General features: G+C 56.9%; 15 protein-coding genes. 11 read left to right on the top strand and 4 right to left on the bottom strand.

The genetic code is table 11. From position 1 onward, the window contains the following. Positions 1–38 precede the first annotated feature (38 nt). The 4 genes from dld to ACR3EG_RS00940 form a co-directional block, all read right to left on the bottom strand. Positions 39–1,730 carry a D-lactate dehydrogenase gene (gene dld / locus ACR3EG_RS00955; protein WP_480482113.1) on the bottom strand — a complete coding sequence of 564 codons (1,692 nt, stop codon included), beginning with the start codon at positions 1,728–1,730 and terminating at the stop codon, positions 39–41. Continuing rightward, on the bottom strand, positions 1,727–2,914 hold the full coding sequence (locus ACR3EG_RS00950) for an alpha-hydroxy acid oxidase (RefSeq protein ID WP_480482111.1): 1,188 nt from the start codon (positions 2,912–2,914) through the stop codon (positions 1,727–1,729). Before ACR3EG_RS00950 ends, dld begins: the two co-directional genes overlap by 4 nt. A gap of 14 nt (positions 2,915–2,928) precedes the next feature. After that, positions 2,929–4,992, bottom strand: coding sequence for a TRAP transporter large permease subunit (locus ACR3EG_RS00945; RefSeq protein ID WP_209197866.1), 2,064 nt, complete (start codon positions 4,990–4,992; stop codon positions 2,929–2,931). A 114-nt stretch (positions 4,993–5,106) separates the two neighbouring features. Next, complete coding sequence (locus ACR3EG_RS00940) at positions 5,107–6,156, bottom strand: TRAP transporter substrate-binding protein (RefSeq protein ID WP_480482109.1); 1,050 nt, start codon at positions 6,154–6,156, stop codon at positions 5,107–5,109. A 351-nt stretch (positions 6,157–6,507) separates the two neighbouring features. Between ACR3EG_RS00940 and ACR3EG_RS00935 the strand changes: the two genes are divergently transcribed. From ACR3EG_RS00935 to ACR3EG_RS00885, 11 genes are all read left to right on the top strand, one after another. Continuing rightward, entirely contained in the window at positions 6,508–7,302 is a 795-nt protein-coding gene (locus ACR3EG_RS00935) for a FadR/GntR family transcriptional regulator (protein WP_480482107.1), read from the top strand. Positions 7,303–7,582: 280 nt separating this feature from the next. Next, on the top strand, positions 7,583–8,881 hold the full coding sequence (locus ACR3EG_RS00930; protein ID WP_247742645.1) for a hypothetical protein: 1,299 nt from the start codon (positions 7,583–7,585) through the stop codon (positions 8,879–8,881). Positions 8,882–8,942: 61 nt separating this feature from the next. Then, entirely contained in the window at positions 8,943–10,004 is a 1,062-nt protein-coding gene (locus tag ACR3EG_RS00925) for a cytochrome-c peroxidase (protein WP_480482105.1), read from the top strand. Between the two features lie 10 nt (positions 10,005–10,014). Beyond that, on the top strand, positions 10,015–10,731 hold the full coding sequence (locus tag ACR3EG_RS00920; RefSeq protein ID WP_480482103.1) for an MbnP family protein: 717 nt from the start codon (positions 10,015–10,017) through the stop codon (positions 10,729–10,731). A gap of 135 nt (positions 10,732–10,866) precedes the next feature. Further along, positions 10,867–11,508, top strand: a complete 642-nt coding sequence (locus tag ACR3EG_RS00915) for a Crp/Fnr family transcriptional regulator (RefSeq protein ID WP_480482101.1) — start codon at positions 10,867–10,869, stop codon at positions 11,506–11,508. Positions 11,509–11,573: 65 nt separating this feature from the next. After that, the gene (locus tag ACR3EG_RS00910; RefSeq protein WP_170755893.1) at positions 11,574–11,774 is read left to right on the top strand and encodes a YgaP family membrane protein; all 201 of its coding nucleotides are present in this window, start codon (positions 11,574–11,576) and stop codon (positions 11,772–11,774) included. Continuing rightward, a complete protein-coding gene (locus ACR3EG_RS00905; RefSeq protein WP_480482099.1) occupies positions 11,771–12,385 on the top strand; it encodes a rhodanese-like domain-containing protein in 615 nt (204 codons plus the stop codon). Before ACR3EG_RS00910 ends, ACR3EG_RS00905 begins: the two co-directional genes overlap by 4 nt. A 307-nt stretch (positions 12,386–12,692) precedes the next feature. After that, complete coding sequence (locus tag ACR3EG_RS00900; protein WP_480482097.1) at positions 12,693–13,718, top strand: ABC transporter ATP-binding protein; 1,026 nt, start codon at positions 12,693–12,695, stop codon at positions 13,716–13,718. Next, positions 13,706–14,803 carry an ABC transporter ATP-binding protein gene (locus ACR3EG_RS00895; protein ID WP_480482095.1) on the top strand — a complete coding sequence of 366 codons (1,098 nt, stop codon included), beginning with the start codon at positions 13,706–13,708 and terminating at the stop codon, positions 14,801–14,803. The genes ACR3EG_RS00900 and ACR3EG_RS00895 overlap by 13 nt, the downstream gene beginning before the upstream one ends. Further along, positions 14,800–16,311: an ABC transporter substrate-binding protein gene (locus ACR3EG_RS00890; RefSeq protein WP_480482093.1), complete on the top strand. Its 1,512-nt coding sequence runs from the start codon at positions 14,800–14,802 to the stop codon at positions 16,309–16,311. The genes ACR3EG_RS00895 and ACR3EG_RS00890 overlap by 4 nt, the downstream gene beginning before the upstream one ends. A gap of 60 nt (positions 16,312–16,371) precedes the next feature. Continuing rightward, positions 16,372–17,316 carry an ABC transporter permease gene (locus tag ACR3EG_RS00885; RefSeq protein WP_480482091.1) on the top strand — a complete coding sequence of 315 codons (945 nt, stop codon included), beginning with the start codon at positions 16,372–16,374 and terminating at the stop codon, positions 17,314–17,316.

Below are 17,316 nucleotides of genomic sequence, written 5' to 3'. Positions count from 1 at the left end.
AACTATCTGAAAAAAGGTCACGCATAGCCTTGGGCGATTTACTTGATCCCTTCGCCATAGTTGCGGGATTTTGACATCTTGCCGATCCCCGGATTGAAAGAGTTCGTCGGATCGCAACACGTGTAATGCGTCGCAAGGTCGGGCTTGGCTTTATAGAGGTGCCCGACATTATGTTCCGCCGGATATTCGGCACCACGTGCGTCGAACAGCTTCAGCATCGCAGTTTTCAGTGCTTTGGGATCCGCCCCTTTGCGCACCACATAGTCCTGGTGCATCACGTGACACATGAAGTGGCCATAGTAGAGTTTGTGTACAATCTGATCGCTGATCTCGGGCGGCAAAACCTCAAGCCAATCACGATCATTGCGGCGCAGGGCTACGTCCAGCGCGATGATGTCCTCGACCTCATCTGCGTGGATCGCCATATAGCGCACCGCAGCGCCCGCAGCAGCAAACCGGTGCAGGCCCGCGATCTTGGCTTCGTGTGGCGTGCATTCGAAGAAACCTGCATCGCGTCCTTCGAAGAAGCCGGGCAACCAGTCGCGGATCGCCTCGATGCCCTCGTCCTTCATCTTCAGGATCAGATGATGTTCATAGGCGTCTCGGTATTCGGTCATCCTCTTGGGCAGGACCTGCGGCAGGAGGCTGACTGCGGCCTGCATGAACCGGTCGGTGAAATTGCGCAGAAAAGGAATGCGCCGCAAACGTGCATCCACCGCGCCCTTCAGCGCAAAGAACATCGGCAAGCGGTCCGTGCCCAGCTTGTCGATCATCCACACTGTGTCCTTACCGTAGGTCTTAGTGATGTCGAACACGTCGCGCTGCATGTACTCGGCCGAGACTGGCAGGGACGCGAATTGCGACAGTATATGCCGGCGCAACTCGGCCAGATCGTCTGGGGAGTTGGTTCCGATATAGAAAACCTGTTCAGCCTCGTTCTTGGCGAAAGTGTCCAGACGCACGGCAAACACAGCCATTTTTCCGGCTGAACCCGCAGATTCAAACAGCTTCGCCTTGTCCGCATTGTATCGTGCGGGCGTTTCGGCATCCACGTCGCGCACGATCTGCGCATAGTCACTGGCCGAGGCGCGTTTATTCGTGGCCCCCGGATTGCGCTCGAACTGGCCTGCATCTAGGTTTGACAGGATCTGTTCCGGTGTCTCACCCAGATCAATGCCCAAGTGGTTGACCAGCTCTAACGCGCCGTCTTCGGTGATGCGGGCATAGACCGACAGCTCGGTGTAGACCGGCCCGCGTTCAACCAATGAACCGCCCGAATTGTTGCAGACTCCGCCCACAATCGACGCCCCAATGCACGAAGATCCGATCACCGAGTGCGGCTCACGCCCCATTGGGTCCAGCAACTTTTCCAGTGCAAAGAGCGTGGCACCCGGAAAGCTGACGACTTGTTCGCCGCCGTTCAGCGGCACCAGAGTATCCATGCGGCGGGTATTAATCAGAACCACATCGCGGTCATAGCGACCCGAGGGTGTGGACCCTTCGGTCAGGCCCGTATTTGCGGCCTGCATGATGACGATCTTGTCGGCGGCAACACAGGCTTGTAGCACCTTCCACTGTTCCAGCAGGGTGCCGGGTTGTACGACGCACAGTGCCTCGCCCTCACCCGACCTGAACCCACGGCGGAACCGCTCGGTCGCGCGTGCGCCGGTCAGCACATGGCGCGACCCGACGATTGCGCGGAAGTCGGATATGAGGGCATCGTTGGTCATGCCGCGTTCCGATGCGCCTGTCCCTGAACCGTCACCGGGTCGCGAAACCGCAGATTGGCGCGCGACAGTTGATCAACTCGCGTGACGCCCATCAGCTTCATGTCGCGCTCGATCTCGGCCCGCATCAGGCCAAGGGCCCGTTCGACACCAGGTTGACCGGCAGCGGCCAGCGGATACAGATAGTGCCGTCCGACACCAACCGCTTTGGCCCCCAGAGACAGCGCCTTCAGCACATGGGTGCCGCGTTGAATGCCGCTGTCCATCATCACGTCCAGCTTGTCGCCGACCGCATCCACGATCTCGGCCAGTTGGTCGAACGGCGTGCGCGAGCCGTCCAACTGGCGTCCGCCATGGTTCGACAGGATGATGCCCGTACAGCCGATCTCGGCCGCGCGGCGGGCGTCCTCGACGGTCATGATCCCCTTAAGGCAGAACTGACCGTCCCATTCGCGCACCATCTGGGCCACATCGTCCCAGTTCATCGACGGGTCCAGCATTTCGGTGAAATAGCTGCCGATGGAACTAGCCCCGCCGCTCATGTCGACGTGTTCATCCAGTTGCGGCAGGCGGAACTTCTCGTGCGTTACATAGTTGATGCCCCACATCGGCTTGATCGCAAACTGGATCATGCCGCCCAACGTTAGCCGGAACGGGATCGAGAACCCTGTGCGCAGGTCACGTTCGCGATTGCCACCTGTGATGGAGTCCACGGTCAGCATCATCACTTCGACACCCGCCTCTTTGGCGCGCTGCATCATGGCCGAGTTCAGTCCCCGGTCTTTGTGGAAATAGAACTGATAGACCTGCGGGTTTTTGTGTTTCTGGCGCAGTTCCTCCAGCGAAACGGTGCCCAGCGAGGATACTCCGAACATGGTCCCGTATTTCTCGGCCGCCGCCGCCACCGCGCGCTCGCCCTGATGGTGGAACAGGCGCTGCAGCGCGGTGGGCGAGCAATAGATCGGCATGTCCAGCTTTTGCCCCATGACGGTGACGGACATGTCCACGTCTTTCACCCCGCGCAACACCGATGGCAGCAGATCGCAGCGATCAAAGGCGTTGGTGTTTTCGCGATACGTCACCTCATCATCGGCACCGCCGTCGATATAGTTGAAGATTGGTCCCGGCAGGCGGCGCTTGGCCAGTTGGCGGAAATCGTGGAAGTTATGGCAATCGGTCAGACGCATGTCTCTTCCTCCTATCAATACGCGACGGATGGCAGCCAGGTGGCCAATGTGGGCCACAGGAAGACCAGCGCCAGCCCCGTCAGTTGCAGCAGGACAAACGGGATGATGCCCTTGTAGATGTCGGTCAGTTTAATCTCTGGCGGGCAAACGCCTTTGAGATAGAACAAGGCAAAGCCAACCGGAGGTGTCAGGAAGCTGGTTTGCAGCGTCACGGCTACCAGGATCACGAACCAGACCAGCGCGGGTTCGTCCAGAACGCCAAAGCCGGGGATGTCGATGCCCAGCCCATTCACGATCGGGCGCATCAGGGGCAGGACGATCAGCGTGATCTCGATCCAGTCCAGCACAAAGCCCAGCAGGAAAACGATGAACAGGATGAACAGGATCGTGCCATTGGCTCCAAAGCCGGTGGACTGAACCACATGTTCGATCAGTTCATCGCCGCCAAGTTCTCGCAGTACATAAGAGAACACGGTCGCGCCCAGGAAGATCGCAAAGATATAGGCGGTGGTGTTGAAGGTCGACACCAGCACGTTCCACAGCTTTTGGAAGGTCAGCTTGCGATAGCCCAAGGCCAGCAGGGTCGCACCCAGTGCCCCGATGCCCGACGCTTCGGTCGGCGTGGTCAGGCCCGCAAAGATCGAACCCAGCACGGCGAGGATCAGCATCAGCGTCGGGATGACCGCGATCAGCACGTCCTTGACGGCAGCCCAGTCGGGGGCCTTGGCCCCTTCGGGGACAGGGGCCGCATCGCGTTTCACCAGCGCAAGGATAAAGATATAGCTCAGATACAGTCCACCGATGATCACACCGGGGAAGACGGCGGCCATGAACAGATCACCCACAGACAGAGCCATCTGGTCGGCCATGATCACCAGCATGATCGAGGGCGGGATCAGAATGCCCAGCGTACCAGACGCGGAAACCACGCCTGCCGCCAGTGTCGGTTGATATTTCTGCTGCATCATCGAGGGCAGCGAGAGCACGCCCAGCAACACGACAGACGCACCAATGATCCCGGTTGAAGCCGCAAGGATGATCCCGATCAGGGTCACGGTGATCGCCAAACCTCCGCGCACTGTGCCAAAGAGGCGCTGCATCGAGGACATCAGGCGCTCGGCCACGCCGGATTCGTCCAGCATCAGGCCCATGAAGATAAACATCGGCAGGGCCACCAGAACCGCGTTGGACATAGTCGCATAGACCCGGTTCACCACCGCACCCAACGTCAGATAGTCCAGCCCGGTAAAGGTGCTTTCCAGCCCCGTCCAAAGCATCAGGTCGTTGTCGAACAGATAGGCCAACCCGCAATAGGCTACGCCAACACCGGCAAGCACCCATGCCACCGGGTAGCCAGTGAACAGCAGCGCGATGAAGGTCAGGAACATGGCGATGACCAGCTTTTCCTCGGTGGTTTCCACCAGGAATGTCAGGCCCACACAGATCGCGGCAAAGACGGCCAGAACCAGCAGGACACGGCGCAGCGGCGCGCCTTCGCGTTCGCTCTCGGGTCCGTAGATCAGCGCGTGGCCATCATGGATCAGCCGGGCAAGGGCGGCGAGCGCCAGTAGCACAAAGCTGATAGGAATGACCGCTTTGAACGCCCACCGTGCCGGCAGGCCGGTCGGGCTGTCGGACCGTTCGTTGACGCGGAAGCTTTCGTAGAAATAATCATACCCCTGGTCGATCATCAGATAGATGAAAGGGGTCAGCAGGGTCAGGATGCCGATCACCTCGATCACCCGCTGAGCGCGGCGGGAAAGCTGCATATGCAGCACGTCCACACGCACATGGCTGTCGGTGATCAGGGCATAGGATATACCGATCATCGTCACGATGCCGTAGAAATGCCACTGGATCTCGTCCAGTTTGGGATAGTTCTGGCTGAACAAATAGCGTAGTGAAACCTGAGTGAAAATCGCGGCCATCAGCAGCACATTGGCCCACATCACCACATGGCCAACGGCCTTTACGCTGGTGTCTATGGCAACAGCAATTTTCTGGCGGTCTGTATCGGGATGTTCCAGGAGGCCTTCATAGGCTTCGACCGGATCATTGACGTTCTTTGGCGTAGCCATGGGTAATCCTCCCTCGGTTGATCGGCGCGGGCGCGATCAAGGCTTTGCAGGCAGTGGTCCTGTGAATATCCGGGGCGGAGGAGCCCGCCGCCCCGGACGCGTCAGTCGTTCAATTTACTGACGAGGGAGGAACGCGTTTGTTTTCCACAGGTCATAGCCTTCGCGGAACTCAGTCATGTCGGTCATGACTTTGGCAAAGAAGGCATCGTTTGCAGCTTCTTCAGCAGCAACTTCTTCCCAAGTGGTGCGGAAGGTGTCCAGCATCTCGGGCGACCATTGTTTGATGGTGACACCGTTGTTTTCGACGTTGTCAATCAATGCGGCGTGCTGAATGGCTTCACCTTCGGCAAAGCTGTCTGTCATCGACGCTTTGCAGGCATTTTCGATGATCGCCTTGTGCTGGTCGCTGGCTTCGTTCCAGACATCCTTGTTGATCATCAATTCGAACACGGTTGCCTGCTGGTGCCAGCCGGGGAAGTAGTTGTACTTGACCAGCTTGTGGAAGCCCAGGCGAGCGTCGATCGCGGGCATCGAAAACTCGGTCGCGTCGATTGCGCCTTTTTCCAGCGCAGGGAAGATCTCACCACCTGGCAACAACGATGTTGCAACGCCCAGCTTTTGCATGACTTTGCCGCCCAGGCCAAAGAAGCGCATCTTCAGGCCGTCCAGGTCTTCGGGGCTGTTGATCTCGGTTGCGAACCAGCCCGAGGTTTCCGGGGCAATGATTGCGCAGGGCATGACGTGTACATTGTAGCCCGCCTGGTCGTACATTTCCTGATACAACGCGCGACCGTTTCCGTAATACATCCAGGCCATGTATTCGCCGGCTTCGGGGCCAAACGGAACGGCCGAGAACAGCGGTGCGGCGGGGATTTTACCGGCCCAGTAACCGGCGGTGGTGTAACCTGAGTTGATCTTGCCGGTCGACACCGCATCCAGAATTTCAAATGGCGGAACCAGCTTGCCCGGCTCATAGACCTTCATCTTCAGCGTGCCGCCCGACATCAGCTGCAGCTGCTCGGCTACGCGCGGAATTGGCGAGCCCAGACCCGGCAGTTCGGTCGAGAAGGCGATAGGTGTTTTCAGCAGCAACTTGTCGGCGGCGAGTGCAGGTGCGGCGATCAAGCTGGCAGCGACTGCAAGGCTGGTCAGGGTCTTTTTCATAAATTCTCCTCCGGGATGTTTCGGACGCAACGTCCAATCAATCTGTGACGCTAGGTTATCTGGCGCCTTGAGTGGTCAATAAAGTTTACCATCATATCCAGTCAACAACTTTATTTACCACTGGATCATGTGGCCGCAGGCACAAACTGCCTTGCGTCTCGATCGGTAGATAATTTCTGACTTTGTGAAGGAAGTTCAGAAATACAGAATAAAATATTTTAAAACAGTCTATTAAGGTAATTCGTCAGGTGATCTTGCGTGCGCAGAAACTAGTTGAAGTTTGATATCTCAAAGGTTATTTTAATTTACCAGTAAGAACGACTGAGCCCAAACCACAAAAGGCTGCGCGTGATGACACCAACTGCGATTTTTGAACCAATCGGCCACGAATCGCTTGCAGATGCGGTGGTTGCTCAGGTCGAGGATCTTATTGCTTCAGGTATTCTCAAGCAGGGTCGGAAGCTGCCTTCCGAACGCGATTTGGCAGAGATGTTGCGCGTGTCCCGGCCTAAACTACGTGAAGCGCTACATGTTCTGGAAGAGCGTGGTCTGGTCACAACCCAACACGGCGAAGGCACTTTTGTCGCTGCTTTGACAGGGCAGGCAATGATGCCCGCGTTGCTGGCATTGTACGAACGCCACGAGCCGGCCTTTTTCGATTATCTTGAGTATCGCCGCGAACAAGAGGGCTTTGCTGCGCGACTAGCCGCGCGCCGCGCGACTAAGGCCGACAAAGAACGGATCACGGAAATTCTGGCTGAAGATGACCGGGCTTGGCGCGCGAATGATCCGACTGCTTCTCGTGAAGCTGATTTTGCGTTGCACGCAGCAATTGTCGACGCAAGCCAGAATGCCACGCTCATTCACATGATGGCCTCAATCTATGAATTGACTCGTCAAGGCGTTTTCTACAACCGCGAGTTCCTGAAAACCATTGACGGAACCGGCGAGCGATTAGTGCAACAGCACAAAGAACTGGGTGAGGCTGTCATTGCGGGTGACGAGGCGCGTGCCGAACAGGCCGCATTCGACCATATTGATTTTGTAGAGGAGTCTTTCCGCCTTGGAATTGAAAGACGCCGGCGAGAGACGATGGCCGAGAAACGACGTATGCTTTCAAGTTCTATGCCGACACCCAATTCCTGAGAGTAAGCGCAGCCCGTGCATTTCGGGCAAAACTCGTGATTTGGTAGCTAAGGTTTGCATTAAAACAGCCATCGTTCACGCGGTAACCTCGAAATTTTGAGTGGGGTGCGTTAAGGTTTGTGTGCACAGAATAGTCGCAAGACTCTATCGTCTTAGAAACGTGCCAGCATTTTCGGTGTGTTGAAGATGAGATCACTGACGGTCAGGCAAGTGTTCCGTGCAGCCCTTATAGGTAGGGTTTTACGTTTTGTAGTCGTGAAAATACTGGGGGGAAATCAATATGAAAACAGCAGGGATACTCAGCGCGTTTGCTTTGCCGATTGTAATCGCTGCGGGCGGAACATCTGTACTGGCTGAAAGTGCTCGCGAGGAAAGTCAGGGTATGGTTTTGCTGCGCGGACTGCCAACTTTGGACACGTCGCACAGTGTGGCGATTGTCGAGCTTGATCCGGAATCCGAAAACTTCGGGAAAATACTCAGCGAGGCCGAACAGCCTGATATGGCTGAGCCCTTTCATCATTTGTATTACAGCCCGAATGGTCGCCTGTATGCCACCGGGCTGGATCCAACATGCAGTTTGGCAGAAATCGGTCTTGTCCGCGATTCCAGCGGTGCGCCGCAGGTCTCAGGTTTTGAATGTCTAGACACGGCAGGCCAGATGGTCGGCGAAGACATCATGTGGACCACGTCGAATGGGTCCGAGTACATGTTTGTCACGTTCATGGGTGGCCTTGGCGGCGACGACGGCGGGTCATTGGGTGTGTTTGATCCACAGACGAATGAAGTCGTAAAAGTCATTGAGGCCCGCAAGAGCGAGGTCGCTGAGGGCGCGCCATACATCATGTATCCCCACGGGATTTCGGCGTTTGAAGATCGTATGGTGATCTCGTCAACAATCCATCCTGATCTGGCGACCGGAGTTGGCAATTCAATCACGGTAATCGACCTCAATACGCTCGAACCTATCCAGACAATTACGGTCGAAGGTGAGACACCGATTGGCTTTCCTTCATCTCCGGTCGAAGTGCTTTTTGCCCGCCCGTCGATCCACCCAGAGATCGAACCAGCGGTCATGGTGAATACGATGTTTGGCTTTGAAACCTGGTCCATCCCTTACGATGCGGCGACTAAGACGTTTGGCGAAGGCAAAGTGATCTATTCCGGGACTGAAAACGGCACAGGCGTGCCACTTGAGTTTTACGGAACCGAGGATGAGCTGTTTATCAGTCACGGTCTGCCGGGTGTCGTAAAGCGCTACGACTTGTCGAAGCTGCCTCAGCTTGTCTCGTCTGGTCCTGATATCGTCGCCGATCCAGGTGCGCATCACATGATCTTTTTCACTTCGGCGTCTGGACGCGATCTGATCGCTGTTCAGAACAACCTTTTGAACCTTGGAAATGCTGAAGCGAATGATCCGACGGATGTCGATTTTATCGCGTCGGTCAATGCCAACACAATTACCGTCCATGATCTGGAAACCGGAGAACGTCTGGGCACGGTGAATTTCAAAGAAACGTACCGGAAAGGGGTCGAAAATGTCGAAGGCCTGTTTGGCTCGGGCTTCGTACATCACCACTAGGCTGCGTTCTTCCAAGTCCAAAAAGGCCGTTTGCACCGGGCTTACGGCCATTTTGGCTTGGGTGCTTTTTGGTTCATTTGATGGTCAGGGCCATGCCGATCCTACGCCGATAGAGGGCTTTCAAGCACCCTTTGTATTTGGCCGGTTCACGGTACCCGCCGACAACCCGCTGACGGAAGAAGCCTTTGAGCTAGGTCGACGTCTGTTTTACGATCCGATCCTGTCGGGTGACAACACGATGTCTTGTGCAACCTGTCACGAACAGTCTCGTGGGTTCACAGATGGCCGCGCGCGGTCGGTTGGGCATAACGGTGAAGAACTGGGCTTCAATGCAATGGCTCTGGGCAATCTGCTTTGGGGTCCGCAACTATTTCTATGGGACGGACGCAGCCCAAGCCTTGAACATCAGGCCCTGCAACCTTTGCTTAACCCGATTGAAATGAACCAGCCTCTGGACGCGTTGTTGCATGAGTTGAGAGCTTCCGCCCACTACCAAGAAATGTTTGACGCTGCTTACGGCGAAATTTCGGAACAGTCCGTTTCCAAAGCACTGGCGACATTTGTTCGACTGTTGATTTCCGCCGATAGCAAATATGACCGTTACCTGCGGGGTGAAATCAAGTTGAACGACCAGGAAGAGCATGGGCGCAAACTGTTCATGGCGCATCCGGATGTGAAAACATCACTGCGTGGAGGGAACTGTATCGATTGCCATAGTCAGTTTGTCACCGCTGGATTTACCGAAGGGTTTGATGGGTTCAGCAACAACGGTTTAGACCCCGATACAGATCTAAAGCCCGGCTTGAGCGCCACGACCAACTATGATGGTGACCATGGAAAGTTCAAAGTACCCAGCCTGCGCAATATCGCAGTCACCGGTCCTTACATGCATGATGGGCGTTTTGAGACATTGCGAGAAGTTATGAACCACTACAATGAAGGTATCGTCCGCAGCAGCACGCTTAGCCCGCTGATCCTTGAGGCAGATAATGAAGTGGTCGACCCGACACAGGCATTGGGGCTGCAACTGACTGACGTGGAAATAGAGGCAATCATCGCCTTTCTGCACACGCTCACGGACGAAGCATTCTTGTCAAATCCAAAGTTTTCGAACCCATTTTAAGGTGCTGTTCATGATCAATCTTCTAACGGCAAAACGACAGTTGATGGGGGCAGGGTTGGGTCTGACCTTGTGGGGCGCACAGGTTGCGGCTCAGTCTCCGATGACGCTTGAATTCCACGCGATGGCCGGTGACGCGCCTTTCATTTTCGATGAATTTGTCCATTCCGACCCAATTGGGGGTGAACCTTTTCGCCTGCGCGACTTTCGTTTTTTTCTAAGTAATGTGGTGTTTTCCGATGGCACCCGGCAATTTGTGGTTCCCGACAGCTATTACCTGATCAGGTTTGATGGCCGTAGCCAAACCTATGAGGTAACTATCCCGGAAATGCCCTTGCAGACCGTCTCGGAAATCACTTTCGCCATCGGTCTGGATGTTCAGACCAACGGGTCAATAGCGCCGCGCGGAGATGTAGACCCGAACAGCCGCATGGCCTGGAACTGGGAGATTGGCTACAAGTTCGTACTGGCCGAAGGCGCTCTGCGCGGGGCGGATGGGCTTATCCCGTTGGTTTACCATGTCGGGTTTGACGAGAATATGCGTGAGCAAAGCCTTGCTTTGAGCCTTGAAAGCGGCGCGCGCGAAATTGCGTTTGATGTTGATATAATGGCGTTGTTCGACGGCGAAACCCGGCTTGATCTCTCGGCCTTGCCGACTGTGAAAATGGACCGGGATGATGCCTCAGCCTTGGCTGACAATTTTGCCGGTTTGGTGAAGCAGCGGAAATAGGGCTCGCAAGGGCAGTCCCGTTTGGGAATTTAAGTCACTTGCCCCCGCCAGACGTGGATTTGTCACAGGCGGTGTGGGTTTTTCCCAAAGCGGCCAACGCTTAAGTTCGAGTCATCGCAAATCGGAGCTACCTACGTGACGCATCAAAGTTGGAGCACAGCCATCCTCGACCGGCTGGAAGCTGAAGGGACGCGCATGACAATCCCTGACGGAGCGCAGTTGTTTGCTCCGGGTGCCTACGGACAGGTTTTTCTGATTGTCCGGTCGGGGATCGTGCGCGTTGAACAAACCAGCCCGTCTGGTCGCACGGTGGTGCTGTACCGCGTTGGTCCCAATGATAGCTGTGTGATGACGACATCTTGCATGTTGTCCGACATTCCATATTCCGGGTTTGGCTATGCCGAAGGGGCAGTGACCGCGCTGGCGATTGGCCGGGACCGGTTCAACGCGCTACTGGCTACGGACTCGGCGTTTCGCGCTGCGGTTTTCATGGCGTTTTCTCAACGGATCGTAGAACTCTCCGAAGTCATCGACGACCTTTTGCTGAATCGTATGGATCAGAAGCTGGCGCAGTGGTTGCTGGATCAGGGCAAAGATGTCCCCGACATTCACACCACTCATCAGCGAATTGCCACTGAGCTGGGCAGCGCACGCGAGGTGATGTCACGTATTCTCAAGGATTTCGAACACCGGGGCTGGGTCGCGTTGGAACGGGGTGTAATCCACCTGCAGAATCGTTCTGCATTGCAGTTGCACGCAAAATCCGGATCTGTGTGACCTCGTCACATATAGCCAAGCCAAAAGCTGCGAATCTCTTCCCAGATCATCAAGGAGATTCGATCATGCAATTCACATCCAACGTAGGCTCTATCGACCGCGCATTGCGTCTGATCCTGGGGACAGCGCTGATCCTCTTGGCTTTGACTGGCACTGTTGGCCTGTGGGGCTGGCTGGGCGCGGTGTTTGTCGTTACTGCGTTCGTCAAGTTCTGTCCGATCTACGCGATGCTGGGCCTATGCACCTGCGGAAAGGTCGGCCAATGACCCTGCGCACACCTCCGTCACGCAGGGCCGTTCTGGGTATGGGGATCGCGACGGCGCTGGCGTCACCATCGTTGGTTTCAGGGGCCAGTTCGATTGAAACTTCGGTCGATCCTGCGCGCCTATCAGACCGGCAACGGACTCCATTGGGTTTGTATTTGACACCGCAGGCCGCATTTGCGGCCCTGCAGCGGGATAGTGACATCTTGTTCGTTGACGTACGCGACCCGATCGAAATTTCCTTTGTGGGCCACCCAGAGGGGTTGGACAAGATCATCCCACTGGGCATTGTTACCCATCAAGTCGATCCGCAGAGCGGTCAGTACCAGATGAAAAACAATCCCAATCTGGTGGCCGAGTTTGACGCTGTGTTGAAACAGCAGGGGAGATCCCGGCAGGATGCCGTTTTTGTCACTTGCCGGTCAGGGGCGCGGTCTGCTGTCGCAACCGGTCAATTGGCCAAGGCGGGTTATTCAAATGTCTGGAATCTGATCGAAGGGTTTGAGGGCGACAAGGACGCTCGCGGTGTACGTGCGCTTAATGGTTGGCGCAATGCGGGATTGCCATGGGGGTATCGTTTGGGCCCCGGCGTTGCATGGCATGGCGCGATTTAATCTTGTTGGTGCAACATGTTTAGGGCTGCCTGCCCCTAACCACAAAGTGTGGCGTCGAAACTGAATGCGAGGCCACACCCTTTTGTCGTGTGAAGCCAACGACCGCGGTGCGGCGTTTGGTACAAATTTAATCAACAGATCAGTTTGGGTTTTCAGTCCGCCTTTTTGAGGGAATTATGAGTGCTTAAAAGGCGGGCGCAAATTCGTGGATCACGTCTGACGGCTGGAAAAACTGCATCAAAGCGTTGACAAGTATTTTTCAAAGATGCAACCAATTGCACATTGGTTTAATGAAAAGGTTGCGCCTGTGCCCACACCAAGTGTCCGCACCACGCCTGACACAAGCGTCGAAATCCTGAAGCTGTCCGCCTTCAGCCTGTCGTTTCGTGGCCAGCCTACTGCTGCGGTCGACGACTTGAGCCTGAGTGTTTCAGCGGGTGAAACGCTTTGCATTGTCGGCGAGTCCGGTTGCGGTAAGTCGGTAACCGCCATGGCCTTGATGGGTCTGTTGCCGCGGGACGTCATCGAAATTCCATCAGGACGGTTGGACTTCGAAGGACGCAGCTATGATTTGCGCTCGGAACAGCTTGATGCCGCCACCCGGGGCGACAGGATGGCTATGATCTTTCAAGAGCCGATGACCTCGCTCAACCCCGCCTTCAAGATCGGGGATCAGATTACAGAGGCCGTTCTGCACCATCGCAATTGTAGCCGTGCCGAGGCAGACAAGAGCGCTCTGACCATGCTGCGGCGCGTAGGTATCCCGGCCCCTGAGCAGCGGCTGAACGAGTATCCTCATCAGTTGTCTGGTGGGATGCGGCAGCGGGTGATGATCGCGATGGCGTTGATCAACAATCCCTCGCTGCTGATCGCGGATGAGCCGACTACGGCCCTGGACGTCACGATCCAGGCCCAAATCCTTGACCTGATCCGGGAACTTCAGGCCGAGACCGGAATGGGTGCGGTTTTCATTACCCACGATCTGGGCGTTGTTGCCGAAATCGCGACGAATGTGGCGGTGATGTATGGCGGGCAGATCGTGGAAAGCGGTCCGGTCGATGCTGTGTTCGATGACCCTCAACACCCCTACACCATTGGCCTCATGAGCTCGGTCCCGCGCATGAGCGGATCGCGCGACAAGCTGATCACCGTGCCCGGCACCGTGCCTTCGCTGGCGGACATGCCGCAAGGTTGCCGCTTTCGCACGCGCTGCCCCTTTGCGACTGATGACTGCGCAAATCGCCCGGTATTGTCTGACGTTGGGCAGAACCATGCGGTGGCCTGCCACTATGCCCCCCTGGAACAACTCAAGGGGGTCAAATGCGCGATGTAATCCTTGAGGCACGGAACCTCACCCGTCATTTCACACTGGGCACCGGGTTGTTCGAGCGCAAAACCAAAGTGCGAGCGGTCGATGGTGTTTCGCTGTCGGTTCACAAAGGCGAGACCTTTGCCATTGTCGGAGAATCCGGTTGCGGTAAGTCAACGCTTGCGCGGCTATTGATGCGGCTGGATCGGCCAACCTCGGGTCAGGTTCTGTTTGACGGGCAAGAGGTTCAGGACCTGCCCCGCCGTGACATGGCCCCGCTGCGCCAACAGATGCAGTTCGTGTTTCAGGACCCGTTCTCGTCCCTGAACCCGCGTATGACGGTGGGCAAACTGGTTGGCGAACCCTTAGAAGTTCACGCGCCCGAACTGGATGAGGGCGCGCGTCGCCAAAAGGTTGCCGCGTTGTTGGCACAGGTCGGGTTACTTCCAGATCACGCCAACCGCTATCCGCACGAATTCTCGGGCGGTCAACGCCAGCGGATCGGAATTGCCCGCGCGCTGGCCTCGGGTCCCCGGCTGCTGATCGGGGATGAACCGGTCTCGGCTTTGGATGTGTCGGTACAGGCGCAGGTGGTCAATCTGCTGAATGATCTGAAGGAGGATCTGGATCTGACGCTGGTCATCATCGCCCATGATCTGGCCGTTATCCGGCATATGAGCGACCGCATCGCTGTGATGTATCTGGGTCAGGTGGTTGAAACTGGCCCTGCAGATCAGGTGTTCGAGGAACCACGCCACCCCTATACGCACGCGCTGTTGTCAGCCATCCCGGAACCCGAACCGGGGCGCGAACGCGATCACATGGCGCTGAACGGGGAAACACCCAGCCCATCCGCACCGCCAGCAGGGTGCCGGTTTCATACTCGCTGCCCCTTTGCGCAAGAAGACTGCCGGACGACACCCCCAGTTCTGGAGGACGCGGGCAGGGGCCATCACGTCGCCTGTCATCATTGGAAAACCATACCAGAGGCCGGAAAACCGGCCCCGCCCCGACGCCGCAGCGCCGGAGCAGAAGAGCGGTTCGCGCTGTATCGCGCGGCTGTCCAAACGCCCCCGGCTTCTGCCGAAAACAGAGAGGAAACACCATGAATGTCTTGAAAACCGGTCTGTTGGCCGGACTGCTCGGCGCAACCGCGCTCAGCGCGCAAGCTGCCGACCTGCGCATCGCCCTGCAATCTGACGCCGACGTGCTGGACCCCGATCAGTCGCGCACATTTGTGGGTCGCATCGTCTATGCCTCGATGTGTGACAAGCTGGTCGACATCACTCCTGACCTTGAGTTGATCCCGCAACTGGCTACCGGCTGGGAATGGAGCGAGGACGGCAAAGCCCTGACCATGACCCTGCGAGAAGGCGTGGTGTTTCATGATGGCACACCGTTCAACGCACAAGCCGTGGCCGACAATATCGACCGGTCGCAAAATCTTGAGGAATCGCGCCGCAAGTCCGAGCTGAAGTCCGTAACCGGTGTCGAAGTGGTCGATGACTATACTGTTCGTTTTAACATGGCCGCGCCCGACGCTACCCTGCTGGCGCAATTTGCCGACCGCTCGGGCATGATGGTTTCGCCAACGGCAGCCAAGGCGGCAGGGGCGGATTTTGGTCTGAACCCGGTCTGCTCGGGCCCGTTCAAGTTCAAGGAACGCGTCGCTCAGGATCGTATCGCGCTGGAACGGTTCCCTGATTACTGGAACGCGGATGAGATCCATTTCGACAGCGTCACCTTCCTGCCGATCCCGGACACCACCGTTCGTCTTGCCAACCTGCAATCGGGTGACATCGACATGCTGGAACGTCTGGCCGCGACTGACCTCGCGCAGGCCGAAGGTGATGGCGGGATCAACGTCGAACGCGCCGTTTCGCTGGGATATCAGGGCATTACCATCAATGTGAACAATGGCGAAAAGGGCGATAATCCGTGGGGAAATGACAAACGTCTGCGTCAGGCGCTCAGCTATGCATTGGACCGCGATGCGATCAATCAGGTCGTGTTCGAGGGTGCCTTTGCGCCGGGCAACCAGCCCTTCCCGCCCACGTCGCCGTGGTATGACGCCGATCACCCGGTGCCCGCGCGTGACGTGGAAAAAGCCAAGGCCCTGCTGGCCGAAGCGGGCTTCCCCGACGGAATCGACCTTGAGGTTCAGGTACCTAACACCACCGTTCCGCTACAACTGATGCAGGTCGTGCAGGCCATGGCGGCCGAGGCCGGGATCAGAATCGAGATCACGTCCAAGGAATTTGCCACTCTGTTGGCCGATCAAAGCGCCGGTGACTATCAGGCCAGCCAGATCGGATGGTCGGGCCGCGTCGACCCCGATGGTAACATCCACCAGTTCATGACCACTGGCGGCGGCATCAATGACAGCCACTATTCCGACGCGAAAGTGGATGAGATGCTGAACAACGCCCGCGCCTCGACCGATTTCGACGTACGCAAGGCGGACTATGACGCGGCACGGGACATTCTGGCCCAAGATATGCCCATTGTGTACCTGTATCACCAGACATGGATCTGGGCGCTTGATGATGGCCTCTCGGGCTTCACCCCCTATCCGGATGGGATGATCCGGCTGGAAGGCGTGAAGCTCGAGGAATAAGCCACTCACGGCCCGCCCGGTCCTTTGACCGGGCGGGTAACTTAACCGAAAGCCCCTGTTATGCTGTCTTTCATTCTGCGTCGCATCCTGATTGCGATCCCCACGATCCTGCTGATCTCGATCTTCGTGTTCGGCCTGCAAAAGCTGCTGCCCGGTGATCCGGTTCTGGCCATGGCAGGCGAAGAGCGCGACCCCGAAGTGCTGGAATTCCTGCGCGAGAAATATCGCCTGAACGACCCGATACCGGTGCAATATCTGACATGGGTCGGGAATGCATTGCAGGGGGATCTGGGCATTTCGCTGCGCACCAACCAGCCGGTGACCGAGCTGATTGCAGAAAAGCTGCCGGTGACAATCCAGCTTGCCATCATGGCGATCCTGTTTGCGCTGGTGATCGGGATACCGGCGGGCATTTTGTCGGCGGTCAAGAAAGGCACTATTACAGACTACATTGCCAATATCGTGGCTCTGTCCGGGCTCTCCATTCCGAATTTCTGGCTGGGCATCATGCTGATCCTGCTGGTCTCGGTAAAGCTGAACCTGCTGCCAGCCTCAGGCTATGTGCCCTTGTCCGAAGACCCTGTGAAATCCATCACCACCATGCTTATGCCCGCCTTTGTGCTGGGTACCGCACTGGCCGCGACGCTGATGCGACATACCCGGTCGGCGATGCTGGGTGTGCTGAAATCCGACTATGTCCGCACTGCACGTGCCAAGGGTCTGTACGAGCGCCGCGTGGTCTTGAAACACGCCTTCCGCAACGCGCTGACCCCGATTGTGACCCTGACTGCCTTACTGTTCGGGGAGCTGATTGCAGGTGCCGTTCTGACCGAGCAGATTTTCACCATCCCCGGTTTCGGCAAGATGGTCGTCGATGCAGTGTTCAACCGCGATTACGCTGTGGTGCAGGGCATCGTGCTGGTCACAGCCGTGGGGTTCATCGTGATGAACCTTTTGGCTGACGTGGCTTATGTGCTGTTGAACCCCCGTCTGAGGAACGCGTGA

The sequence above is a fragment of the Ruegeria sp. AM7 genome, from assembly GCF_056535965.1.
This window is presented reverse-complemented; position numbering and strand designations above follow the sequence as displayed.